We start from the raw sequence: 25,506 nt of genomic DNA, 5'->3' as shown, positions 1-25,506 counted from the left end.
TTTATAAAACAATATTTTTCATGACGTAAAATTATGTAAACGTTAAAAAATAGTTCGTTCTTATAAAAATCCCCCATAATTGCTAATTTTTACATCTAACAATTATGGGGGATTCCAATTACTGTACTGCTCTTTACATCACGATGTAATAACAGTAGTTTCAAAACGATTTTATTTAACTACTTTTTTAAATTGCTAACAAAGTTTTGGATGTTTTTGTCCAGATAATCCTGATCACTAATGACTATTGAAGTATTTGGATAGGCTAGTTTTAATACCGCCTGTGAAAAATTCATCAACACTAAATTGCTAATTTCCATTTCAAGATTATTTTGAGCACTTAAATGTCCTTGTTCAATTAAATTACGAAACAATTTAAGTAACATTTCTTTTTGTATAAGTAATAATCTTTGAATCGCTTGACCTAACTCAGGAAATTGTGAGCTCTCCCGTAAAGCTATCAAAAAAATGCTTTTATGTTGTTCAATAAAATATTGATAAATACTGATAGCATGACGAATGTCCATTTCCACATTCCCAGTGGTATGAAAAGAAAGCTCAGCTTTATTTATTTCATCTTGATACCGTTCAATTAGTGCTTTTAAAATACCTTGCTTACCAGAAAAATGTCTAAAAATCGTGCTTTCATTTACACCAGCCTGTTGCGCAATTTTACGGGTCGTCGTTCCCTTATATCCGTAAGATCCCGCTAAATTAGCAAAAGCATCCATAATTTTTTGATCAACTACGTGGTTATCCATCATGCTACTCCCTATACTCACCATAATTTGCAAAATATTTTACTCTTTTAAAGCATGGCTAATTATAACACGCACTATTTTTTGCAAGCAAGTACTTGCTTGCATTAAATAACCATGTTACGATGTTTTTGTTGAAAAGATTAATAACACTATACCGTGACCAAAAAGGAGCTAAATCAATGTATCGTAAATATATGTCAAACGAACAATTTAATTTTCAGGTCAATCGTTTTATGGAACCTTACTATGACGATCCAAAAGTGCAAAACGTAATCCAAGAAGCCGTCAGTCATATTACTAATCAAGAAAACTGGTACCAGACGTGGTATGACTTAGGGAATCAAACAGAAAAACAAAAGCAATATGATTTAGCTTCTGCTTATTTCCAATTAGCTGACTTCTTTTTAAGTGAAGAAGATGAGCGTAAAAAGGAAACATATCGCCGTTTTTCAGAAGATTATTATAAAAGCATCGACACGTCACAGTTAATCTTTGATAAAGTTCCTTATGGTGCTGGTTATATGCCAGTAGTCCGACTCAATCACAAAAATGCTACGAAAACGATTCTTTTCCATGGTGGTTTTGACTCATATATGGAAGAAATCATCCGTCTAACACTTTCCCAAGGATTATACGACGCCCTACCAGATTATAATTTCATTTTATTCGAAGGTCCCGGACAGGGTGTTTGTGTACGAACTGGGGTGCCACTCACTTCAGAATGGGAAAAGCCCGTCGGAGCATTATTAGATTATTACCACATTGAAGAAGCCGATATTTTAGGCATGTCATTAGGTGGCTACTTAGCAACTCGTGCCGCTGCCTATGAACCACGTATTAAAAAAGTACTAGCTTTTGATGTGATGTACGACATGGCCGATGCTTTAATCATGAAGATGCCTGGAGCTGACAAAATCATCCCTAACTTAACTGGCAATGTCGCCTTACAAGAAAAATTTAATGATACACTCATCGAAAAAGCTAAAAACAACGTTGACCTTGCTTTTAAAATGCGTAAAGGAATGGATATAACTTTTGCTAAGCGTCCCGTCGACTTTGTTATGGAAGCTACCAAGTATTCCATGGATGGTAAACTTGATCGGATCACGCAAGATGTTCTCTTAATTGGTTGTTCAAAAGATTTGTACGTTCCTGCTGATACAGCAGCTAAAGAAGCATTACAATTGACAAACGCTCGTTCAATAACCAGTAAAGTCTTTACTGAACGTAGTGGTGGCGAGCGTCACTGCCAAGTTGGTGATAAACCCCTAGCAGCTAAATGCATTATTAGTTTTTTAAACGGTAATTTTTAATTTTAAAATTTTAAAAGGATGAGTCAGGCAAAAAAAATTATTGCTTGACTCATCCTTTTCTTTAGCAGTTATCAGAAATTCCTGATACCAGCTTTTTAGTTAATTTAATATACATGTATTAATAAACAGAAATTTCACTCTCAGGATCAAAGAAATGTGACCGATTCAAATCAAAACCAAGTTTTAACTCTGAACCAGTTTCTTTAATATCACGTCCATCTACTTTAGCAACTACTTCTGTACTCCCAATTTTACTATATAATTGTGACTCAGCACCAAGTAGCTCGGAAACGACAACTTTAGCAGATACCACCGCATTAGGGAAAGTATCCAAAAAAGCATTTTCTGTATGTAAATCTTCGGGACGAATACCAAAAATCAATTTTTTACCTTGATAGCCTTTATCATTTAAGACTTTAACACATCCTTGTGGCACTTCAAGTTCAAAATTACTATCTTCATCAGTAATTTTGTTACCCTCAAAAATCACATTAAAGAAATTCATTGCTGGTGATCCAATAAATCCACCAACAAATACATTTGCTGGATTATCGTAGACTTCTTGAGGCGTTCCAACTTGTTGGATTTTAACTTCTTTCATAATAACGATGCGATCTGCCATTGTCATTGCTTCAGTTTGATCGTGAGTCACATAAATTGTCGTTGTATTTAACCGTTGATGCAATTTTGCAATTTCTGCACGCATTGAAACACGCAATTTAGCATCCAAATTAGATAAGGGCTCATCCATCAAGAAGATTGGTGCATCTCGCACAATCGATCGCCCTAAAGCAACACGTTGCCGTTGACCACCAGATAAAGCGGCAGGCTTACGTTTTAAGTAATCACTTAATCCTAAAATATCAGCAGCATCCTTAACTCGCTTATCAATTTCAGCTTTGTCATACTTACGTAATTTAAGGCCAAACGCCATATTATCATACACCGTCATGTGTGGATACAAAGCATAATTTTGGAAGACCATCGCAATATCACGGTCTTTTGGAGACTCATTATTAACAATCTTATCTTCAATTTTTAACTCGCCCTCTGAAATATCTTCCAGACCAGCAATCATCCGTAAAGTTGTTGATTTTCCACATCCTGAAGGACCCACAAAAACAATAAATTCTTGATCTTTAACATGCAGATTAAAATCGGTCACCGAATAATCCGAAGCGTTTTCGTACTTTTTATAAATGTGATCCAGCGCTATTTGAACCATTTGAACATCACCCTATCCTTCTATAAACTCTTCTTGAACACTTAGTCCAAATTATCATCCAACACATCAACGATTTCTAAATCCTTTTGTGGCGTTTCAACAAATGAGCGAATGAAAAAATCATTAGCTTTTTTGATGATACTTGGATCAACTTTCGGTTCGTGATCAACCGTTAACAGCCCATTAACTTCTTGTTCCGTATCTGCCAATTGTGTATAAACAATTCCGTATAAGCAATGTGATTGACTGACAGCGTTTATAATTCTTTGATACTCACTGATAAACTCCTCATCAGATTTTGCGCCTGTATAACCCCATCCTTCTGATGGTGCTTGTTTATTATAGCCAATGCCCCCAAATTCAGTTAACAAGATAGGTTGACCTTTGTATGAAAAACCATCAGCAAAAATATCCCATACCGGTGGATTCCGTATGATTTTTTCCCACGAACTTAATGTTTCCGTGTAATAATTATACGTTTCCGAATCGTCCTTCGTACCATGCGCATAATTATGAACAGCACAAATATCCGTTTCTGTCTGTGCCCAACCATCATTTGACTGTACAAGTCGCGTTGTATCTAATGAATGGATCATATGGTACAAGGCCTGTGTAAAGTGTTGTTGTTGTCGGTCAATGTGTACTTGTGGTACACCCCAACTTTCATTAATTGGCACCCATGTCAAAATTGATGGATGATTATAATCTCTTTCAATAATTTCTAACCATTCTTGATACAATGTTGTTTCAGCTTTTGGTGTAAAGACTGGTGCAGCAGCACATTCCCCCCAAGTAATAAAGCCTAACTGATCTGCCCAATATAGAAAACGTGGATCTTCAACTTTTTGGTGTAAACGAGCCCCATTGACTCCCATCTCCTTTGCTAAGGCAATATCCTTCTTAAAAGCTTCATCATCAGGAGCTGTCAACAATCCTTCCGGCCAATATCCTTGATCTAATACTAATTTTTGATAGTATGTTCGATTATTTAAGTAAACCATCCCCTTAGATGTGTGGATTTTACGCATACCAAAGTATGATGACACTTGATCAGTTTGTGCACCTGGTGCTGTTGTTTGGAAATCAACCGTGAACAAATTAGGATGTTCCGGTGACCACAACCAGCCCTCGTTGTGATAACCTATCCGGAAAATATGCTTACCCAACACATTAACACTTAATTCAAATGAACTTTCTTCTGGATAAATAGCTACTTTCGCTAATTGTTCATCTTTAAATTTAATATTGGCAACAACTTCTGTTCCAGAAACAAAATTAGCGATTTCTCCAGTCATGTGAACAGTACCTTTATCGATGTCTGTCACATACTTAATGTTTGCTAAATTAGTTAACGGTTTCATTTCTAACCAAACGGTCTGCCAAATCCCGGTTGTGTTGGTATACCAAATACCAGCGCTCTCACCTGTCCAGTTTTGTTTACCTCTAGTAAGTTCTTCATCACGAACTGGATCTTTTGCACGAACGGTTAAAATCTGTTTTTCACCAATTTTAATATAATCTGTAATATCAAAAGAGAAGCTCGTATGACCAGCTAAATGAGTCCCAATGTGCTGTGCATCAATCCAAACGTCTGTTTCAAAATCAACAGCACCAAAATGTAAAATCGTTGCAATATCAGTATTGTCTTCAACTGTGAAATCGCGTTGATACCAAACAACCCCGTGTTCACTTTGATCATCAATACCACTTAATTTTGTTTGATAAACAAATGGCACTTCAATCGTTTGGTCAAAATCATGTTGCTGATACCAACTTTCCTTAACACCTAAATTTTGATCATCAAAAGCAAATTGCCAAGTACCATTGAGGTTCATCCAGTGATCTCTTTGAAATTGCGGTTCTGGGTATTCTGTACGATACATACTTTTTCTCACTTTCTTTACTGCGTATTTGCTAACCTTTGTCTTTTTTTCTTTAGGCTAATGATAATCGCTGCTGGCACCAAGGTACCAACTGCAATTACATCCATACAAAAGTATGAAATAATAATTTCTATCACTAGTATTGGCATAATCCATTTATTGATTTCTTTTTGTGACAGGAAATAATGAGCAATCAACAGATTTGTTAATCCGGCTAAGATAAACATTGTCCCGACTAGACCATTAAATGAACTAATTGGTAATGTGCCGCTGATGTCACTCATCTTCATCATATTCAGAAATCCTAAAACAATCGTTATCATCCCGTCGATAAATTGCCATGTCGCACAAGCAATCAATATTTTTTTATCCCACTGCTTATCTAACATTAACAACTATCCTTTCACACCTACAGACAACGACATTGATTGTAGGAAGTATTTTTGTGCAACAAGATATAAGATAAATGTTGGGATAATTGCAATAATCGCTCCTGCCATTAATGTTGGAATATCTGCAACATACATACCTTGCAATAACTTTAATCCTGGCGTAATTGGCATCTTATTAATATCTGAAAAGACGATTGATGGCCACAAAAAGTCATTCCATGATCCTGTAAATGTAAATAATGCAACCACAAATAAGACTGGTTTAATTAATGGTAAAATAACGATTCTAAAGATTTGCCAATCACTGGCACCATCAATTCTCGCAGCTTCATCATATGCGATAGGAATATTATCCATAAATTGTCGGATTAAGAAAATATTAAATACGCCTGTTGCAGCTGGAAATATCATTGCCCATGGCGTGTTTGCCCAACCTAAAGTTGTCATGATTTTATATAGAGGGATAATGTTCATAACTGGCGGAAACATCATCGTTGATAACAAAAACATAAACAAGACATTACGACCTCTAAAGCGTAAACGTGAAAAAGCGAATGCCGAAAGTGATGTCACAACTAATACCAGCAAAGTTGATCCACCAGAAATAATTATTGAATTTAAAAACCAGCGAAATACTGGTGTGTTCGATGTATTTTGTAGTAATCGTGTGTAATTAGTAAAAATCCAATTGATGGGCAAAAATTTAAATCCTACCGATTGCATCTCAAGATTACTCTTAAATGATGACATCAAACCATATAACAATGGTGTAATCCAAACAATTCCTAACACAATTAGGAAAATGAGGGATAACCATTGAACTGACCCTTGTTTTTTATTCTTCATGATCTTCTCACCTTCCCGTATTAATCTTTATTTCTCAGTAGAAATAGTTGAACCATTGAAACAATAGTTATACAAATACCCAAAATAACGGCCATAGCTGACGAAATACCAGCTAATGATTGCCCCGATCCAAAGGCATTTTGTTGAACATTCATCATTAATACAGTTGTCGATCCATTTGGCCCACCATTGGTCATCATTAATGGTTGTCCATATATATTAAATTGCGCAATTGTTGTTGTTACGATGGTAAATAACAATTGCCCGCGAATGCTAGGCAATGTGATGTGAATAAATTTTTTCCATCGTGAAGCACCATCAATATCGGCTGCTTCATAATAATCTTGTGGAATACCGTTTAAAGCTGCTTGGTAGATAATCATATTTCCACCAATAGTCCACCAAACTGTCAAAATAACGATCGTCATCCATGCCCATGGTTGTGTACCTGTCCAAACTTGGTCTAAGTGAAACAACGTGTTTAAGGGGCCGTAATTAGGATTAAAAATTAGTGACCAAACAATAACCACTGCCGAAATTGAAAATAGACTGGGCAAATAGAACAATCCTTGAAATAATTTTGCAAAAGCTGGTTTTGTATTTAACACCACCGCCAAAAGTAGTGGTACCAAAATACAAAATGGCACTGAAATCAACACAAACAAAATTGTGTGCCATAGCCCACTCGTTAATTGGTCATGAAATATTGAGTCTGAAAATAACAGTGTTTTGAAATTATCCCATCCAACAAACACAGGTGTTCGAACTAAGTCCCACTTCGTAAAGGCTATATAAATACCAAAAATTAATGGAATTAAAAAGAATATTGTGAAAACTACTAAGTGCGGTAGCAAATATAATATAGGGAAACTCTTCCCATGCAAGTGCCACGTCTTTTTTCTATTTGTACTAACATTTCCTGATTTAGAAGAAATATCTGCCATTTGTTTTTTACTCCTATCAATATGTTGCAATAAAGTTACCTTTTGACTAGTCAGTCATTTGTGCATCCACTTCATCCTGAACAGTGTTTTGTAACTTATTCAAATAGCTAGAAATACTAGTCTTACCAAAAACTGAATCATAAGCATACCGGTCTAAATAGTCTGCTAAGTATCCGTTATATCGGTAATTAAATATCTTTAATGATTCTTGTTCAGTCTTATCAGTTAATAAGAAAGACTGTTGCATTTTTTGATATTCCTTGTCTTTAGTAATTGCCAACGTTGCAGGGTTTTGACCAGCCTTTGCCCATTCTAATGAATTGGTCCGTACCCAACTAAGAAACTTCAAAGTCGCCTCTGTCTTAGCTTTATCACGCTTTGGTTGTTTTAATAGTACAAACTGATGGCTTGAGGACCAATTAACCATTTTGTCGGGATCATCTGATAATTGCGCTGCGTTAGTAACCCCATACTTCACATCGGATTCTTTAATTTGATTGTTCATCCAAATACCTTCTGGGAAAAATATTTCTTTATTCGTCAAGAACAATTGCATTGGATCTTGACCATCTTGAGAAGTAATTTTTTTATCATAAAGCCCTTTATAAATTTGGAGAACTTTTCGTGATGTTTGATTATTTAAATTAGGATTTTTGCCATCCTTTGTTAATTGCCCCCCAATTGGCCATATAGTGATAAAAAGTTAGGCTTCCACCAGGTTAATCCTATACCTGTTATTCCATCCTTCTGAGATTTTTCGCCAGCTGCTTTAATTTCATCAAAAGTGACGATATTATCATCAAGCGCATGTGGTGCATACTTTTTAACTAATGCCTTATTGTAGTACATAAAGGTTGTATGTATATCTAATGGCACACCATACCGCTTCCCCTTATAGGCTCCATTATTCCAAGCCTCAGGTACATAATTCGATTTATTAATATCAGAAAAATCGTCTAAGTAAGGATTATAGTTGTCCAATAACCCGTTATTCACATAATCCTTAATGCGCTCCACATGCACAATCTGTAAATCGGGTATTCCCTTTTTAGAATTAACAATTGTTGGAATCTTAGAATACATATCCGCCTCAGTCAGTGACACATTCTTCACTTTGTATTCAGGATTCGTCTTGTTATATTCATTCACTAACTTTTGCATGCTCGTACCATCTGGACCAGTAAACGGATTCCAAAAAACAATTTCTTTGTTAGAGTCCGCATGAACCACTGGATTAAACACTTCTGTTAGCCCAAATGATAAAAAAAATGATGCAATAATTGCACCAAAAATTTGTGCCTTTTTCATAAATATCCCCTCTTAATAAACCTACATTGTTAAATAATTAACATCATTATTAACCATCCCAACGATTGAATTATCACGCTTTATGAAAGCGATGTCAATACTATTGAAACGGTATTGAAAACGGTTGATCATATTGACAACTAAACACTTTATACGGATAATTGTCTTTATAATAATTAACATAAAGGTTAACAAATTTGTTAAGGAGACAAATATATGGATATTGATATTAGTCCAAATTCTTTACATGTCTATCAGGCCTTGGACTCCGAGGTTAGATTGGAAATTCTGGAAATCATTTCCGGCGAGACAGTAACTGCTACTGAATTAGCTCAAAGAATGAATATCAGTAAAGCAGCAATCTCTAAAAATTTACACATTTTAGAAAAAGCAAATATCATTAGTTTCAAAAAAAATGCTGATAGTCGAAAAAGTTATCCAGTTATGAATATCGACCAGATTAATATTCATTTTCCACAAAAAATATTTCCAGAGTACCATAAAAAAGCTTACGACATTCCCATTGGTAACTATTTTGCAATCAACCATGTCGTGCCATCTTGTGGTTTATCATCTGAAAGCTCACTGATTTCTAAAATGGACGACGTGAATGCCTTTTTCTCAGCTGAACGTTTTCGTTCACAAATTTTATGGATTACTCAGGGAACGATTGAATACATCATCCCAAACGAACTACCATCCGATAGTAAAATTGAGATGATTGAATTTGAGTTAGAAATGGCGAGTGAATTTCCGCTATCTAACAATAACTGGCACTCTAGAATCGGCTTTTGGATCAATGATAACTATATTGGTGAAACCGAACTACCTGGTAATTATTCTGATGTTCAAGGTAATTACACGCCCGATTGGTGGCCAGAAAAGTTTAGCCAATACGGTCTACTAAAACACCTCCGAGTCGGTGAACTTGATACTTCTATTGATAGTAATAGTATTTCAAACGTTAAAATTAGCGACTTAAATCTATCTGACAGTTCACGGCTAACCTTAAAAATGTCGGTGTTACCAATTAAAAATGATGTCTATGGTGGTCTAACACTTTTTGGTGAACATTTTGGTAATCATCGTCAAAATATAAAAGCAAATGTTTACTATTCAGACTAAATAAAATAGGCGATATTTTTATTGCAGGAAGAACAATTTGGAGGAACAATGTCTTTAACTCATATCACGCGCTTTTCAGCAGTTTTACAAGAACATTTAAAAATTAGTGTTATCTTACCGGATAATCTATCTAACAAGCCCCTACCAACTATTTGGTTGCTACATGGACTAGGTGAAAACGGATCATGTTGGTATCGTTTTACAACTATTGAAAATCTGGCAACGCAATATCAAGTTGCCGTGATTATGCCTAATGTATACCGTAGTTTTTACATGGATGAAGTCAACGGCCTATCCTATTGGACTTATTTAACCGAAGAACTCATGCCTGAATTACGCCGTATGCTACCACTAAGTACATTGCGTAATCAAAACTTTGTCATAGGTAATTCCACGGGCGGCTTCGGTGCATTAAAACTTGGCTTTAAACACCCAGAATGGTTCAGTGCCATTGCAGCGCTGTCTCCTGCTGTTAATTTACGTGATATCATTCCAATCATGTCCGATATCTCACGTGTTTTCGGTCCAAATTTACCTGAAAACTACTTAGAAAACTTAGCACTAGCAGCGCCAAATGAACAGCTTAAAGAAATACAGTGGTATCGATCAATTGGTGATCATGATTTTATGCGTGATTCTAATGACCATTTCACTGATTTTATGAATTCATTAGACATTAACGAAACCTACTCTGTTACTCCTGGTTATCATGATTGGAACTTCTGGGAAAACGAAATTAAAAAAGTTTTCGCTTGGTTACCTCTTTCTTCTAATTAGAATTCATAGCAATAAATACCAAATCTAGACAAAAAAGCAACTAAATTCATAATGGATTTAGTTGCTTTTTTAATTATTTAATTCTGAGATCAGTTCCATTTGTACAAATAATACAAATTGTCATTTCTAGTTCAACACCAACTTGACGTTAGCAAACTCAAAGAGTCCCCAATCACTGAGTTCTCTGCCATATCCAGAGTCTTTCACGCCACCAAATGGTACTTCGGCTTGTTCATCTAGTACTTGATTAATTGCCACTTGTCCGGTTTCAATCTTGGTAGCTAATTCGTTACCATGGGCAACGTCAGCTGTATAAATTGCACCGCCTAACCCATAACGAGAATCATTAGCTATCTTAATCATCTCTTCTTCCGAACTTACACGATAAATTTGTGCAACTGGTCCAAATAATTCTTCGTCATACATTGGATTATCGTGAGTCATCCCTGCCAATATTAATGGCGAAAATTGAAAACCAGGACCTTCATTTTTAGTAAGGTCACCATACAATATTTCAGACCCACCCGCAACAACTTTCTCGACTTGTTCTTGCAAATTATCTTTTGCACTCTGCGATGATAGTGGTGCTAAAGTAGTTTTCTCATCTAGTGGATTACCAAATTGATAACTATCAAAGGCTTGTTTAACCTTATCCAAAAATTCATCATAAACTTCGTCACTAACCAAGTATCGTTTTGCCGCAGTGCAAACTTGACCTGCGTTAGCTAGCCGAGCTTCAGCAGCATCTTTGGCTGCTTTATCAATGTCTGCATCAGGCAAGACTGCAAAGATATCCGTACCACCTAATTCTAAAGTAGTTTTCATAAGATTCTTTGCGGCCTTAGCAGCTAAGTTTCTACCTGCTCGTTCTGAACCGGTTAAAGCAAATCCTTGCACACGTGGATCGTCAATAATCTTATCAATTTGATCGTGGGTCGCAAAAATATTAGCAAACGCACCTTGAGGTAAGCCCGCTTCTTGACAAGCGTCCGCAAATGATTGGGCAGCTTGAGGCACAATACTTGCATGTTTTAGAACAACTGGATTACCCAGCATGAAGTTTGGTGCAAACACGCGCATCACCTGAGTGAACGGAAAATTCCATGGTTCCACAGCTAAGACGATACCAATACCGGAAAATTCAACATGAGCACTCGAACCCACAGACAATTTATCATAATTCTTTTGTTGTAAAAATTTTGGCCCTTGTTCAGCAAAATAACGAGCATAACTCACAATTTTTTCAACTTCGGTGCGTGATTCTCCAATCAACTTCCCCATGTTGGTGGATGCCAAACGCGCATAATCATCTAAATGGTTTTCAAACTCATCCGCTAATTGATTGAGTAGCTCCGCACGCTTAGAAAAAGAAACTGATTTTTCTTTTTGGTAATAATTCTCAGCTTGATTCAAAATATCATGAATTTCATTATCTGTTGTATTCGAAAATTCTTGGATAACCTCGCCATTATATGGATTAATAGCAGTATATGCCATAATTGATATTTCCCCTCTTTCTTTAATTTACCACCATCATATCAGTCATTAAAAATAACAACAAAAATTTAGCGTACACGATTTACTCGGTACGCTAAACTTTTAACCTTAATACTAATAGATACTTAAATCATTCCAATTAGGACCTATGCTAAGGCTGCAACAACAGCTTCGTTGAATGCCGGAATATCTTTAGGTTCACGACTTGTAATTAAATTACCATCAACAACCACTGGTTGATCCTCAATACGTGCACCTGCATAATACAAATCTGGTTGTACAGTTAGATAAGAAGTCATTGTACGACCATGTACCAAACCAGTTTGAATCATCAATTGTGGACCGTGGCAGATACTTGCAGTCAACTTATTCTTTGATAAGAATGACTTTGCAAAGTCAACAAAGCGTTGATCGGCACGTAATTGATCAGGTGAAAAGCCACCAGGAATAAACAAGGCATCAAAATCTTCAGGTTTTACATCAGCGATAGACTTGTCGATGTTAATCTTAGTACCATGCTTACCTTCCACAGTGCCCTCTTCAAAACCAATCGTTGTCACATCATGTCCTGCGTCCTTGATTGCTTCAACCGGATCAGTAAATTCAATATCCTCTACTAAATCGGTAACCACAACTGCAACTTTCTTTGTCATAATTAACAACCTCCTTTATTATGGTATATAATTTATACCTAATAAAACCATAACACAATAACGCACTTTTTTGTGCGTATCAACGCTAATATGAACGGAGTACACCTTATGACTGATGTCATCAGAAAATATGCCATTGAAAAAATTCAAAAAAAAGATTTTAATTGTGCCAAAGAATATACCCTATCAATGTTTTCAGGCAAATATAAAATCGTCATTATCTATCATTTATCACATGACGGCCAAATGCGTTTTAGCCAAATCCAACAACTTTTAGATAACGCAACCCATAAAGTATTATCACAACAACTCAATGAATTAGTTGAAGATGGTTTAGTAACCCGCCATGAAACACTCGTTAAAAATCGCAAAGCTGTGTTCTATGCTTTGACAACAACTGGAGAAAGCTTGATGCCAATCATTGAATTAATGTTTACTTGGGGAACAGAACGGTTAGCGACACTAGATGTTGATTATGAACCGAAGATATAAAAGGAAACAATAAAAATTATTTTTAATACATTAAAAGGGCTGCCAACCTACCAATTATTAGTTAGGTCAACAGCTCTTTTAATTTGTATTAATTTTCTACCTTAATCACGCAAAATGTAGCGATCAATCAATGCCCCAAAAATCGAACCTACAAATGGTGCCGTTAGATATACCCACAAATCGTCCATGGCCATACCACCAGCGAAGAGTGCTGGGAACAATGAACGAACCGGGTTCATTGATGCACCAGTTAAGTTACCAGCAGCAAAGACCAAAATAGCGATTGTTAAACCAATGGCAATTGGTGCCTGTAGATTATATACCTTAGTTTTATCATTGTTCAAAACCAAGACAACCACTAACAATACTGTGGTCAAGACTACCTCAACAAGAAATGCCATGCCGGCAGAAATGTTAGGGAATACTGTTGAATTCAAGTTATTCTTAGCGACTTCAGTTGCCCAGCTCAAGCCAGCCCCCTTTAGGTAAGCTTTATAGGTCAAGACCAAGAACAAACCACCAATCAAACCACCAACTAATTGTGAAACGATATAAATAAGTGTTTCAGCGGCTTTCATTTGTTTTGTTAAAAACATCATCACGGTAACAGCTGGATTAAAGTGAGCACCTGATAAAGGACCAAATGCGTAAACCAAAACGGCTAGTGAAATACCCCAACCAAGTGAAGGTCCCAATAGGTCATTGTACCCACCCATAACTACCAAAGCTGGTCCAAAGAAGACCAACAATGCACTTCCAAAAACTTCCCCAAAGATTTTCTTTTTCATTTTTTTATTTTCCCCTAAATAGCATCGTTAACCATACTCAAGAATGCAGTTGGTTCAAGTGACGCACGCCCAATTAATAATCCATCAATATCATCTAACCCAAGAATGTCTTTTGAATTTTCTGGTGTAGCTGAACCACCGTATTGAATGCGAATCTTATCAGCAACTTCTTGTGAAAACAAGATGGCTAACGACTTACGGATAACCCGTGCTGCATGTTCAATAACCTCTAGTGAAGGTGTTTCGGCAGCACCAATCGCCCATGCTGGCTCGTAGGCAATCACAATATTTTCCGCTCTTTGCCGATCAACACCTGCTAGCCCAACCGCAATTTCAGTCAAAGGCGCCATATCCTCGTCATCTGGATTATAGCGGGTGGTATCTTCAGCAATGGCAACAATTGGAATTAGCCCGTTACGTAGTGATGCAGTAACCTTTAGCCCCACTGACCCGTTGGTTTCTTTAAACATCTTGCGTCGCTCATAGTGACCAATAATTGATCCTGAAACTTCGATATCTGCCAAGGCAGCTGGTGAAGTTTCACCCGTATAAGAACCCTCATCAGCCCAGTGAACATTTTCAGCAATCACTGAAACTGGTAGCTTTAGTTCTTTACTTTGCTTAACCATCTCATGCAAATAAATATCTTGTGCGGCAATCCCGACTTTTACTTTTTTAGCATCTGGTAACTTTCCTTGAATTTCTTGTAAGAAATCATAAACCTCTGCTACTTTTTTATTTGTTTTCCAATTTGCAACAATTAAAGGAATTCTCTCTGCCATTATTTAAACTCCTTTTTTAGCGCTTTTAATTGTGATTCATCACGTGCGCTGATATATTCTTCCGTCATAGCTTGCTTTGTTTCGTCAGACCAAGACAACATTTTAGCCATTTCATCAATCACTGGTGTTTCAAGTCGTGCCAAGTCCTCTGACTTAAACAATAAGTAATTGGTACGTCGCAAGAAGTAATCAATTGGACGTAAAACAAATTCTTTTTCGATGGCATAATGCAACATACTGGTTTCAGCAACAGATAACTTAGGCGCTGAAACACCTGTCTTGATATATTCAATAATTTCAGGTGTGTTAGATCCATAAAGGCTAGCAATTTCCTTAGCTTTCACTTCATTAACTTCATACTTCATTAACTCTTCAGCATACTTTTCAAGTTCACCATCAACATTATTTGGGTCAAAGTGACCTCCTGAAACAGGATACTGTGTAGCATCAACTGGTGTGACCGTTTTTTCAAATTTATCAGCAAAAATCTTTGCGATTTCTTCCATTGTTTCTGTTGCCATCAGACGATAATCAGTAAGCTTACCCCCAGACACATTAACAATGCCGTTTTCTGCCTTAATTTGGAAACCACGTGAAACACTTGAAGTACTCTTCTTATTACCTGCTAAGCTGTCTAGTTGCTCATCAACGACTTCACGATCAATTTCATGCTTGAAATATTTATCGAGATTTTCACCTAATGTATGTAGATTTTCATCAGATGCAACCTTCTTTTTCGTATTCCCGTTATAATCACCAGTACCACCAATTAATGGCCGTAGTCCTGCCCAACTTGCTTGAATATCATCAACAGTGATATTTGCATGAGGGAAATGATTATTCATGGCCGTCAATAGATACTCTACATCGGCTTTTTCTACCTTTGGATGCAAGTAATCACCGGTATAATCAGTATCTGTCGTTCCAAAATAGGTCTTGTTTGCACGTGGAATAACGAATAACATACGGCCATCATGGAAACCAGAATCAAAATATACCGTATTTGGTACTGGTAAACGGTCCTGATTAATCACTAAATGCACACCTTTAGTTGGACGAATAGCATCTTGTGTTGTTTCATCCGCAAATTCTGTAATCGAATCATGCCAAGGTCCAGCCGCATTGATCACGACTTTTCCTTTAATATCAAATAATTCCTTCGTAAATGTATCTGCAACACTAATACGCTTACCAGAACCATCAGGAGTAACTGAAGTTGCCTTCAAATGACTAACAGCAACTGCACCATCACTAACAGCTTGTTTAATATTTTCAATTGTTAAACGTGCATCATTATTTTGATAATCTAGATAAATGGCCAAGCCCACTAATCCTTTACTATCTAACATTGGTAGGTAGTCATGGGCTTCTTCAGCTGATAGTAGCCGATGCACATAAGGGCTATCCTTAGGAACGTTAGCTAACTTATCATAAATTCCCATCGCAACCTCAGCACTCATTGGTGTAAATGTTGCTTCAGGATCATCATAAAGTGGCATTAACATATGTGATGGACGTGGAATATGTGGTGCAACTTGCTGCACACGCGCACGTTCCGAAACTGTATCAGCAACCACATCAACGTCAAACGTCTTTAAGTAACGAATACCACCATGTACTAATTTTGTTGAACGACTACTAGTTCCTTCAGCAAAATCCTGCATATCAATTATCGCTGTCCGTAATCCGGAAGCAGCTGCTTGAAGCGCGATACCAGCACCAGTAATTCCAGCACCAATAATGACAACATCAAAGTCGTCTTCTTTCAATTGTTGGATTGCTGATATGCGCTGATCACTTTTAAACTGCATTATTTCTTGCCTCGCTTCTTAGGCTTGAAGGTCTGTGTTGCCTTCACAGCCAATTGCCATCCTTCATACAACTCATCAGCATCATCTTCTGCCATTTCTGGCTTAAATTCAGTTGATTGTTGTGTCATTGTCTTTAATTCATCAACATCCTTCCAGAAACCAACTGCTAGACCAGCTAAGAATGCTGAACCTATCGCCGTTGTTTCAACATTGGCAGGACGTGAAACCTCTGTTTGTAGCAAATCTGATTGGAATTGCATGAGGTAATTATTCATTGATGCACCACCATCGACGTGCAACTTAGCAATATCAAGTCCGGTTTCCTTACGCATCACATCAACAACATCACGACTCTGATAAGCCAATGATTGCAAGGTTGCCTTTACGAAGTCCTCACGAGTTGTTCCACGTGTCAAACCAAAGACTGATCCTCGTGATTCTGAATCCCAGTAAGGTGCACCCAATCCGGTAAAGGCAGGTACCACGTAAACTTCATCCTCATCGGTAGAAGCCTTGGCCATATCTTCACTTTCAGGGCTTTGTTCAATAACTCGCATACCATCACGCAACCATTGCAAGGCTGATCCAGCAACGAAGACTGAACCTTCAAGTGCGTATGTTACTTTGCCATCCATTCCATAAGCAATGGTCGTTAATAGACCATTCTTAGAAATGTTTACATCATCACCCGTATTCATGACAACGAAAGCACCAGTACCATAAGTGTTCTTAACGTCACCCTTATCAAGAGCTAATTGACCAAACAAAGCTGCCTGTTGGTCACCGGCGATTCCAGCAATTGGTACCTCAGCACCAAAGAAGTGAACTGGAATGGCAGTTCCATAAATTTCTGAAGATTGACGAACTTCTGGCAACATCTGTGATGGAATGTTTAATAGATTCAATAAGTCTTGATCCCACTTCAAGTTCTTAATATCAAACATCATTGTACGAGAAGCATTGGTATAATCGGTAATGTGAACTTCACCACCGGTCAACTTCCATACCAACCAAGAATCAATCGTACCGAATAGTAATTCACCATTTTCAGCACGGCTTTGCGCACCACTGACTTGATCCAAAATAAAACGAATCTTCGTTGCTGAGAAGTACGCATCTAAAATTAAACCAGTCTTCTCTTGAATCATGTCTTGATAACCATCAGCAATTAACTTTTCCGCAATTGGTGCCGTTTGACGTGATTGCCAAACAACCGCATTATAAATTGGTAATCCAGTTTCCTTATCCCAAACAATTGTTGTCTCACGTTGATTGGTAATACCTACTCCGGCAATATCACCTGGGTGAATTCCTGATTGAATCAAGGCTGTTGCAATAACTGCTTGGACAGCAATCCAAATTTCATTAGCATCTTGCTCAACCCAACCTGGTTCTGGATAGAACATTGTGATCTCACGCTGAGCCGATGCAATCACTTTACCCTTTTTGTCATAAATGACAGCTCGAGTACTGGTAGTCCCCTCATCAATTGATAATACGTATTTTGGCATAGTTAATATCCCCCCATTGGATGACTTACACATTAACAAAACATTTAAATTTAATGTTGTTATTTATGTAAGCGGTTTCTAACTTCACAACAAGGTTACAACGAAATAAAAAAATTCACAATGTTCAATTTTAATTCGATTTATATCATTAAAAAATTCACAAAAAGTTCATAGGTTAGCGCTCATATAACTTTATTCTTATCATTTAGTAGAAAAACATTGTCATATCGCCTGCCAACAAATGTTTATGCTTCACTTATGTGAAACTGTTTTACATTTTTTTGTTTTATACAATTTACATAATGTAAGTCTTTAACAAAAGGTCATAAAAAAAATTCACAAAATATTTTTTTCACAAGTAGCTTTTGTTCCTGTATTTCATATTTTTAAAAAATAATAAGCCTAAATATACGACAAAATTATGACTGGTTTTTATTTCTAGAACTAAAAACAAAAAAAGTTCTGGCAAGAATTGCTTTCACAATTCCTGCCAGAACTAAATCTAAACCAATATGATATTCTGTTTTTCATTAAAAATGATTATACAAACACTAATCAGCCTTTTTATAATCAGCTGGTGCCGGTCTTCCCTTAACCTCTTCTTGTGGACTAAATTGTGTTGTTTCCTCTTCTTGAGAATCTTTCTCTACTTCTTCTGATTTCTTATTGTTCTCAGTCATAAATAGAATCCTCCTCGGTGAATAAAACTAATTAATCCTGCTAGGATATGGCGTCATTTTAACAAAAATAACTAATAGTTAAAAACAAAACGACTTACTAGACTAGCCAAGAGCAGCGACGACTGCATCATTAAACACTGGCAAGTCCTTAGGTTCACGACTAGTAATCAAGTTACCATCGATGACCACTGGCTTATCTTCAATACGGGCACCAGCATAATACAAATCAGGTTGTACAGTCAGGTAAGATGTCATTGTCCGTCCGTGTACTAACCCTGTTTGGATCATTAATTGTGGACCATGGCAAATACTTGCAGTTAGCTTGTTCTTTGCTAAGAAGTATTTGACGAAATCAACAAATCGTTGATCAGCACGTAATTGATCAGGTGAAAACCCACCTGGAATGAACAATGCATCAAAGTCCTCTGGCTTTACGTCAGAAATTGCTTTATCGACTGTAATCTCTGTACCATGCTTTCCTGTAACGGTTCCTTGTTCAAAGCCAATTGACGTCACTTCATGGCCGGCATCTTCAATTGCTGTAACCGGATCAGTATACTCAACATCTTCTACAAAATCAGTAACAAGAACTGCAACTTGTTTTTTCATTGTTAATAACCTCCCGTGGTGTAGCATTTGATTACCACGCGTATACAATAACACAACTTTTTTGTCGTTGTTAAGTGGTAGGTTTTAAGAAATTATCTCGTTAACACATTATTTAACTGCTTTTGTGCCACCAGCATCGCCATTAACGCCTTCTTCAACACCTGGGTTGTACCAATCAGCATGGGCATTTGTCTTTTGCTTTGTTAAATCAAAATATTGCATAACCTGATTGGGTACCTTTTTCCATGAATAACTAAAAATTGCCGGATACTTTATAAACGCACCTGGCAATTTTTAGTTCATTTTATATTATATACATCCAAACTTATGGCAAATCATTTCCTGCTGCAAAGTAAATGTCATACCATTCTTGGTGTGTCAATTGCACATCGCGACCATCAATCATTTCTGTTAATCGGCTTGGTGTCATTGAACCCAAAACAACCTGCATGTTTGCTGGCATTGACAAAATGAATGCGACAGCAATCCCGTTCTTAGTTGAATGATGATTATCAGCAATTTCTTGCAACTTGGCATTCAACTCTGGGAACTTGTCGTTATCCACAAAGTGACCTTCAAACATACCGTATTGGAATGGTGACCAAGCTTGGATCGTCATATTCTTTAATTGTGAATATGGTAAGATACCGCCATCATGATCAACTGAACGAGCATCTGACATGTTAACATGCAAACCTGCGTCGACCATCCCCGTATGCATCACACCAAATTGTAATTGATTAGCAACCAACTTCTGGTCCAATACAGATTGGAGCAACTCTACTTGCCAAGGATTCATATTTGAAACCCCGAATTGCTTAACCTTACCAGCCGCTGACAAAACATCAAATGCTGCGGCAACTTCTTCTGGCTGCACTAATGCATCCGGACGATGTAGTAAGAAAACATCCAAATAATCTGTATTCAAACGTGATAATTCAGCATCGACCGACGCAATGATATGGTCTTTAGAAAATTCATAGCGTGGTCCCAAAATACCATCACCAGCGACAGGGCCGTCATCTGATAAAATACCACCCTTTGATTGTAGGATAATATCTTCACGTTTAACGCCCGCCGCTTTAAGGGCACCAGCTAACTTTGAAGTTGACTGACCATCACCATAAATATCAGCGGTATCAAAAAAGTTAACACCCTTTGACATCACGGTTTCAACGACTTCTTGTGCTTGGGCGTCTGATTTTTCCCCCATACGCATAGCACCCAACGCAATCGTTGGGACCATCAAACCAGAACCACCTAAATTAATTTGTGACATTTTTGCATTCCTCCCTTTTCAGGTACATTTTACACCCTTTTATACTATGAAACAGTGTTGACATTATGAACGAATTTTGATTGATTCATTGCTTATTTTTTGCATACTTAGCTTCTACATTTGCTTTATCTTTTTGCCACCAAGATTGGTTTTGATGATACCAAGTAATTGTCTGTCTTAGTCCCTCATCGAAATCCGTATACTTTGGTTGCCAGTTCAATGTACTGCGTGCTTTTGTAGCATCAATGGCATATCGTAAATCATGTCCTGCACGATCTCGGACAAATTCAAAATCGTCTGGAGATTTTCCTAGGGCCTGTAAAATTTTCCTCAATACAAAAAGATTATCATGCTCGCCATTTGCCCCCAACAAATAGGTTTCACCAATCGTGCCATGCGCCAAAATCTCCCAAATACCAGTCACATGATCATAAACATGAATCCAATCACGAATATTACGGCCATTGCCGTACAGCTTCGGTTTGATACCGCTAATAATATTAGTAATTTGCCGCGGGATAAACTTTTCAATATGTTGATAGGGACCATAGTTATTTGATGTATTTGAAATCGTTGCTTTCAGACCGAATGACCGCACCCATGCACGAACCAGCAAATCTGATCCTGCCTTAGTTGCTGAATATGGAGACGATGGATCATATCTTGTCAGCGGTGTAACCTTTTCATCACGGTTAGTACTCTCTAATGGCAAATCACCGTAAACTTCATCCGTTGATACATGATGAAAACGAACATCATAACGACGTGCCGCTTCAATCAGGGTAAATGTACCCATTAAATTAGTCTGCATAAATGGCGACGGATCATTTAACGAATTATCATTATGACTCTCAGCTGCAAAATGAACAATGGCATCTGCTTTTTGCACCAATTCATCAACCAATTTTGCATCATTGGTATCACCCACGACTAACGTCACCTGATCTGTTGGTAAATCAGCTAAGTTTTCAGCATTACCAGCATAAGTCAACTTATCCAATACTGTTATTTTGACATCTGGATGCTCAGCAACCACATAGCGAACAAAATTTGTGCCAATAAATCCAGCACCACCTGTCACCAATATATTTTGATATTTAGTCATTTCGTTTCTCCAAAAATCATTTATATAAAAAAACTGAGAACCTCATCTTTAGTTCTCAGTCTCTATCTTAAGAATTCACAATTTTTATTTCAAGAAATCCGAATCCGCAAAGGCTGGATTAGGATATTGATAGAATCCTTCTCCTGACGCAGCACCTGTCTTACCATCATCAATCATGGTCTTTAAAGCCTTAGCAATTTCTGCAGACTGTTCATCTGTATCAGCTTTAGCCAAAGCAAGATTGTAAGGTGTATTTAATCCAACCACATCTAGGATAGCAAATGGGCCTTGTGGTGCGCCAGTGGCTATCATCCATGATTTATCAATCGTCTTCGGATCAGATACTCCATTGACCCAAAGCTTTTGTGCGGCATCTAGTAATGGCACTAACAATGAATTCAAAATATAACCATGCTGTTCCTTATATAAGCGGAATGGTACCATCCGAATATCTTTAGCAAATTGGACAACTTCATCCAAATACTTATCTTCAGTTCCTGGATGTCCCATAATCTCAGCGTTGTTATTCTTCCAAATTTGGTTAGCAAAGTGAATGGCCAAGAATTTTTCAGGACGGTCAACATACTCTGCAAACTGCGAAGGTACAAATGTTGATGAATTAGTTGCAAAGATTGTCTTAGCTGGAGCAACCTTTGACAATTCCGTGTAATAATCAACCTTGATTTTTACACTCTCCGGAATAGCTTCAATCACCAAATCAGCGTCAGCGACCGCCTCGGCCAAACTTGTACTAAATGACATTTGGTCGATCACTGAATCAGCTCTATCCCCATCATCATAGAAATCCTCAAATTCGGGTACATAGCTAGCTAATAATTGCTTGGCATGGTCTAATGCGCCATCATTAATATCATAAAGTGTCACTTTAAAACCTGTAAAGGCAGCTTGAAATGCAATCTGGCTGCCTAAAACACCACCACCAGCAACGGTAACATTTTTAATTGTCATACAAAATTCCTCAATTCTATACTTATTCATTAATATACCTTACAACATATATCAATTATAACACCGTTACCGCTTTCATTCTGTTTAAAAGATTATTACTTTAAATTTTTAATCACCTAAATATTGAAAGGCATGTGCCAAATCAGCCAACAAATCCGCTTGGTCTTCAATACCAACAGACAAGCGTATCAATTCATCCTTAATCCCATTTTGTAATCGAATGTCTCGTGGAATAGCACCGTGGGTCATCACAGCTGGTACTTCTACCAAACTTTCAATAGCGCCCAAACTCTCGGCTAATGTGATAACTCTTAGCTGTTCAACAAATGCCTTAGGATCTAATCCTGGTTTCAATTCAAAAGAAATCATCGCACCAAAACCATGCATTTGCTTCTTAGCGACTTCATAATCTGGATTTTCTGGATCACCTGGATAATAAATTTTACTTACCATAGGTTGCTTATTTAGATAGTCAAAAACCGCTTGGGCATTTTTTAAATGTGCCTGCATACGTAGTGACAAGGTCTTAATCCCTCGTTGTAATAACCAACTTTCTTGTGGTGCTAAAACACCCCCGATGGCATTTTGCAAAAAGCCGATTTGCTCGCCCAATTCTGGATCTTTCGTAACGATCAGACCGGCAATGACATCACTGTGACCACCCAAGTACTTTGAAGCACTATGTAATACGATATCAACACCCAATTCGATTGGACGCTGAATATAAGGTGAAGCAAACGTATTATCAATAATACTTAGTACACCATGTTGCTTCGCAATATCGGCAACTGCCGCAATATCAGTTACCCGCAACAAGGGATTGGTTGGCGTTTCCAAATAAATAGCTTTTGTTTCTGGTGTGATAGCTTGTTTAACAGCTTCCAAATCACGCGTGTCAACAATTGTAAATGTCATGCCAAAACGCTTTAATACCGAATTGATCAAACGGAAAGTTCCACCATAAACATCATTACCGACAATAAAATGATCACCTGCTGAAAAGAGTGAAAATACTGTATTGATAGCTGCAGAACCTGAAGCAAAAGCAAAACCATCATTACCGCCCTCTAAATCAGCAATTAATTTTTCAACCGCTTCACGGGTTGGGTTACCTGAACGTGAATATTCATACTTACCTTCCCCAATTTTATTTTGGTGAAAAGTTGACGCCATATAAATTGGTATTGATGTTGCCCCAGTAAACTCGTCTTCGCTAATACCACCATGAATTAATTTTGTACCGAATTCCATTTTATTTTCCCCCTATTCGTCAATGTCTCAATTTCCCCTAATAAAAAAAGCGCGAAATTCTGATTCTCATCAGAGACTTCGCGCCCGTAGCTCAATCCCAGCCAAGCGGGTATTGAACTTTTAAGGTTATTATTCCTCAAAAATGCCAATACTAACAGGCCGAACATCGCATAAAGCGCGTTGTTCGACAGAAACAAACTGTTACATTAAGCATTGATTGATTCATAATGACCCTCCACTGAATTTATTGACATAAGTGTACCTGCATTATGATGCGACTGTCAAGAACTGAAAATACAACGCTAACCTGTTCATAGTTAATACTAGACAAAAAAAGCTCCACAAACCTAGTCAAACCAAGTTTGTAGAACTTAAAATATGCCGTCGATGGGGGTCGAACCCATACTCCCTTGCGAGAACTGGATTTTGAGTCCAGCGCGTCTGCCAATTCCGCCACAACGGCATGTAATAATTAAATAAGAAATATTGCTAATAAACGGTAATACCGAATGCCGTCGATGGGGGTCGAACCCATACTCCCTTGCGGGAACTGGATTTTGAGTCCAGCGCGTCTGCCAATTCCGCCACAACGGCATATTTAACTATTATCATATACAAATATAAAAGGAGTTACCAATTAATAACTCCAAGGGCGGTAGATGGGGATCGAACCCACGCGTGCCGGAACCACAAACCGGTGTGTTAACCACTTCACCACTACCGCCATCATCAAAGAAACAGGGGTAGAGGGAGTCGAACCCCCACCGACGGTTTTGGAGACCGTTGTTCTACCATTAAACTATACCCCTATTTTGAGATGGTTATTATTGACAATACAATGTATCATCAAATGGCGCGGGGCGGAATCGAACCGTCGACACTACGAGCTTCAATCGTATGCTCTACCAACTGAGCTACCGCGCCATTATAAACGGTCACAACGGGATTCGAACCCGTGATCTTTCGCGTGACAGGCGAACGTCATAACCAACTAGACCATGCGACCAATGGACGTTACAGGGATCGAACCTGTGACCCCCTGCTTGTAAGGCAGGTGCTCTCCCAGCTGAGCTAAACGTCCATTTTTCTGTTGCTGTAAACTCAACAACAGAAATTATTATACCTATATTTCGCAAGGTTTGCAACCCTTAACGACATATGATTTTAATTTTATCTGAGTATGAAGTGATGAGGTTCGTTTGGTGAAGGATAAGATTGTCTGCTTTGCTTTATAACTTCTCACTTAGCCGATAAATTACTACCCTATTTTCTTATAATAAATCAAAACCAAATCAACCATTGATTTTAATTAAAATAAGATTATAATTCTAATTATAGTTTAATCAAGGAGGCCCAGGTTATGGTAATTAACACAAGTTCAAATAAAATATCAGCAATTATTACTAATTTATTAGGCTTAGTGTTAGTTCCATAAAGGACTTCAACAGTAAGTCCTTTTCAGAAACTTTGAAACTGGACTTGCTAGGTTAAGACTAATTAATTAT

General features: G+C 37.5%; 24 protein-coding genes and 7 tRNA genes. 4 read left to right on the top strand and 27 right to left on the bottom strand.

All coding sequences use genetic code 11. The features are described 5' to 3' along the window. Positions 1-179 precede the first annotated feature (179 nt). Positions 180-761 carry a TetR/AcrR family transcriptional regulator gene (locus FFM62_RS07535; RefSeq protein ID WP_186822216.1) on the bottom strand — a complete coding sequence of 194 codons (582 nt, stop codon included), beginning with the start codon at positions 759-761 and terminating at the stop codon, positions 180-182. 179 nt (positions 762-940) lie between these two features. On the opposite strand from FFM62_RS07535, the gene FFM62_RS07530 reads away from it, so the two are divergent. Next, positions 941-2,074, top strand: a complete 1,134-nt coding sequence (locus FFM62_RS07530) for an alpha/beta fold hydrolase (protein WP_115471384.1) — start codon at positions 941-943, stop codon at positions 2,072-2,074. Positions 2,075-2,192: 118 nt separating this feature from the next. Here the strand turns inward: FFM62_RS07530 and FFM62_RS07525 are convergent, their stop codons facing one another. From FFM62_RS07525 to FFM62_RS10420, 7 genes are read right to left on the bottom strand one after another with little or no spacing between them, the layout of a single operon-like run. Then, positions 2,193-3,299 carry an ABC transporter ATP-binding protein gene (locus FFM62_RS07525; protein ID WP_115471385.1) on the bottom strand — a complete coding sequence of 369 codons (1,107 nt, stop codon included), beginning with the start codon at positions 3,297-3,299 and terminating at the stop codon, positions 2,193-2,195. Between the two features lie 41 nt (positions 3,300-3,340). Next, positions 3,341-5,182, bottom strand: coding sequence for a glycoside hydrolase family 2 protein (locus tag FFM62_RS07520; RefSeq protein WP_115471386.1), 1,842 nt, complete (start codon positions 5,180-5,182; stop codon positions 3,341-3,343). Positions 5,183-5,199: 17 nt separating this feature from the next. Next, positions 5,200-5,571, bottom strand: coding sequence for a hypothetical protein (locus FFM62_RS07515; RefSeq protein WP_115471387.1), 372 nt, complete (start codon positions 5,569-5,571; stop codon positions 5,200-5,202). 6 nt (positions 5,572-5,577) lie between these two features. Beyond that, the gene (locus tag FFM62_RS07510; protein WP_115471388.1) at positions 5,578-6,420 is read right to left on the bottom strand and encodes a carbohydrate ABC transporter permease; all 843 of its coding nucleotides are present in this window, start codon (positions 6,418-6,420) and stop codon (positions 5,578-5,580) included. A 20-nt stretch (positions 6,421-6,440) separates the two neighbouring features. Further along, the gene (locus FFM62_RS07505; RefSeq protein ID WP_174855248.1) at positions 6,441-7,364 is read right to left on the bottom strand and encodes a carbohydrate ABC transporter permease; all 924 of its coding nucleotides are present in this window, start codon (positions 7,362-7,364) and stop codon (positions 6,441-6,443) included. Positions 7,365-7,410: 46 nt separating this feature from the next. Continuing rightward, complete coding sequence (locus FFM62_RS10425) at positions 7,411-8,046, bottom strand: extracellular solute-binding protein (RefSeq protein ID WP_371851243.1); 636 nt, start codon at positions 8,044-8,046, stop codon at positions 7,411-7,413. Next, a complete protein-coding gene (locus tag FFM62_RS10420; protein ID WP_207798775.1) occupies positions 8,031-8,672 on the bottom strand; it encodes an extracellular solute-binding protein in 642 nt (213 codons plus the stop codon). The genes FFM62_RS10425 and FFM62_RS10420 overlap by 16 nt, the downstream gene beginning before the upstream one ends. Before the next feature lie 216 nt (positions 8,673-8,888). Between FFM62_RS10420 and FFM62_RS07495 the strand changes: the two genes are divergently transcribed. Next, positions 8,889-9,797: an ArsR/SmtB family transcription factor gene (locus tag FFM62_RS07495; RefSeq protein WP_115471389.1), complete on the top strand. Its 909-nt coding sequence runs from the start codon at positions 8,889-8,891 to the stop codon at positions 9,795-9,797. 48 nt (positions 9,798-9,845) lie between these two features. Then, positions 9,846-10,574, top strand: coding sequence for an alpha/beta hydrolase (locus FFM62_RS07490; RefSeq protein WP_115471390.1), 729 nt, complete (start codon positions 9,846-9,848; stop codon positions 10,572-10,574). A gap of 126 nt (positions 10,575-10,700) precedes the next feature. Here the strand turns inward: FFM62_RS07490 and FFM62_RS07485 are convergent, their stop codons facing one another. Both FFM62_RS07485 and FFM62_RS07480 read right to left on the bottom strand, forming a co-directional pair. After that, complete coding sequence (locus FFM62_RS07485; RefSeq protein ID WP_115471391.1) at positions 10,701-12,071, bottom strand: aldehyde dehydrogenase family protein; 1,371 nt, start codon at positions 12,069-12,071, stop codon at positions 10,701-10,703. 146 nt (positions 12,072-12,217) lie between these two features. Then, positions 12,218-12,724 (bottom strand): type 1 glutamine amidotransferase domain-containing protein, encoded by a 507-nt coding sequence (locus FFM62_RS07480; RefSeq protein WP_115471392.1) that lies wholly within the window; start codon positions 12,722-12,724, stop codon positions 12,218-12,220. A gap of 108 nt (positions 12,725-12,832) precedes the next feature. On the opposite strand from FFM62_RS07480, the gene FFM62_RS07475 reads away from it, so the two are divergent. After that, entirely contained in the window at positions 12,833-13,216 is a 384-nt protein-coding gene (locus FFM62_RS07475; protein WP_115471393.1) for a winged helix-turn-helix transcriptional regulator, read from the top strand. Positions 13,217-13,317: 101 nt separating this feature from the next. On the opposite strand, the gene FFM62_RS07470 is transcribed toward FFM62_RS07475, so the two are convergent. From FFM62_RS07470 to FFM62_RS07390, 17 genes are all read right to left on the bottom strand, one after another. Beyond that, positions 13,318-14,004 (bottom strand): MIP/aquaporin family protein, encoded by a 687-nt coding sequence (locus FFM62_RS07470; RefSeq protein ID WP_115471394.1) that lies wholly within the window; start codon positions 14,002-14,004, stop codon positions 13,318-13,320. Between the two features lie 14 nt (positions 14,005-14,018). After that, positions 14,019-14,786 carry a triose-phosphate isomerase gene (gene tpiA, locus FFM62_RS07465; protein ID WP_115471395.1) on the bottom strand — a complete coding sequence of 256 codons (768 nt, stop codon included), beginning with the start codon at positions 14,784-14,786 and terminating at the stop codon, positions 14,019-14,021. Beyond that, complete coding sequence (locus FFM62_RS07460; RefSeq protein ID WP_115471396.1) at positions 14,786-16,597, bottom strand: FAD-dependent oxidoreductase; 1,812 nt, start codon at positions 16,595-16,597, stop codon at positions 14,786-14,788. The genes tpiA and FFM62_RS07460 overlap by 1 nt, the downstream gene beginning before the upstream one ends. After that, positions 16,597-18,108, bottom strand: coding sequence for a glycerol kinase GlpK (gene glpK, locus FFM62_RS07455; RefSeq protein WP_165845921.1), 1,512 nt, complete (start codon positions 18,106-18,108; stop codon positions 16,597-16,599). The genes FFM62_RS07460 and glpK overlap by 1 nt, the downstream gene beginning before the upstream one ends. Positions 18,109-18,659: 551 nt before the next feature. Further along, positions 18,660-18,788 (bottom strand): hypothetical protein, encoded by a 129-nt coding sequence (locus tag FFM62_RS10415; protein ID WP_257787096.1) that lies wholly within the window; start codon positions 18,786-18,788, stop codon positions 18,660-18,662. Positions 18,789-18,890: 102 nt separating this feature from the next. After that, positions 18,891-19,397 carry a type 1 glutamine amidotransferase domain-containing protein gene (locus FFM62_RS07450; RefSeq protein ID WP_075268919.1) on the bottom strand — a complete coding sequence of 169 codons (507 nt, stop codon included), beginning with the start codon at positions 19,395-19,397 and terminating at the stop codon, positions 18,891-18,893. 325 nt (positions 19,398-19,722) lie between these two features. Beyond that, complete coding sequence (locus FFM62_RS07440; protein WP_115471398.1) at positions 19,723-20,676, bottom strand: aldo/keto reductase; 954 nt, start codon at positions 20,674-20,676, stop codon at positions 19,723-19,725. Between the two features lie 85 nt (positions 20,677-20,761). Further along, on the bottom strand, positions 20,762-21,781 hold the full coding sequence (rfbB, locus tag FFM62_RS07435) for a dTDP-glucose 4,6-dehydratase (RefSeq protein ID WP_115471399.1): 1,020 nt from the start codon (positions 21,779-21,781) through the stop codon (positions 20,762-20,764). Positions 21,782-21,865: 84 nt separating this feature from the next. Further along, a complete protein-coding gene (locus FFM62_RS07430) occupies positions 21,866-22,750 on the bottom strand; it encodes a 3-hydroxyacyl-CoA dehydrogenase (RefSeq protein WP_115471400.1) in 885 nt (294 codons plus the stop codon). A 108-nt stretch (positions 22,751-22,858) separates the two neighbouring features. Beyond that, entirely contained in the window at positions 22,859-24,001 is a 1,143-nt protein-coding gene (locus FFM62_RS07425) for a trans-sulfuration enzyme family protein (RefSeq protein WP_115471401.1), read from the bottom strand. Positions 24,002-24,380: 379 nt separating this feature from the next. Then, positions 24,381-24,464: transfer RNA gene (locus FFM62_RS07420), tRNA-Leu, on the bottom strand. A 47-nt stretch (positions 24,465-24,511) separates the two neighbouring features. Next, positions 24,512-24,595, bottom strand: a tRNA-Leu gene (locus FFM62_RS07415). A 57-nt stretch (positions 24,596-24,652) separates the two neighbouring features. After that, positions 24,653-24,725 (bottom strand) — tRNA-His (locus tag FFM62_RS07410). A 14-nt stretch (positions 24,726-24,739) separates the two neighbouring features. After that, positions 24,740-24,810, bottom strand: a tRNA-Trp gene (locus FFM62_RS07405). 42 nt (positions 24,811-24,852) lie between these two features. Beyond that, positions 24,853-24,925, bottom strand: a tRNA-Phe gene (locus FFM62_RS07400). Positions 24,926-24,933: 8 nt separating this feature from the next. Continuing rightward, a tRNA-Asp gene (locus FFM62_RS07395) sits at positions 24,934-25,007 on the bottom strand. A gap of 2 nt (positions 25,008-25,009) precedes the next feature. Beyond that, positions 25,010-25,082: transfer RNA gene (locus FFM62_RS07390), tRNA-Val, on the bottom strand. Positions 25,083-25,506 lie beyond the last annotated feature (424 nt).

Origin of the sequence: Weissella thailandensis (genome assembly GCF_005405465.1) — a bacterium.
In the GTDB taxonomy this organism is placed as follows: domain Bacteria; phylum Bacillota; class Bacilli; order Lactobacillales; family Lactobacillaceae; genus Weissella; species Weissella thailandensis.
This window is presented reverse-complemented; position numbering and strand designations above follow the sequence as displayed.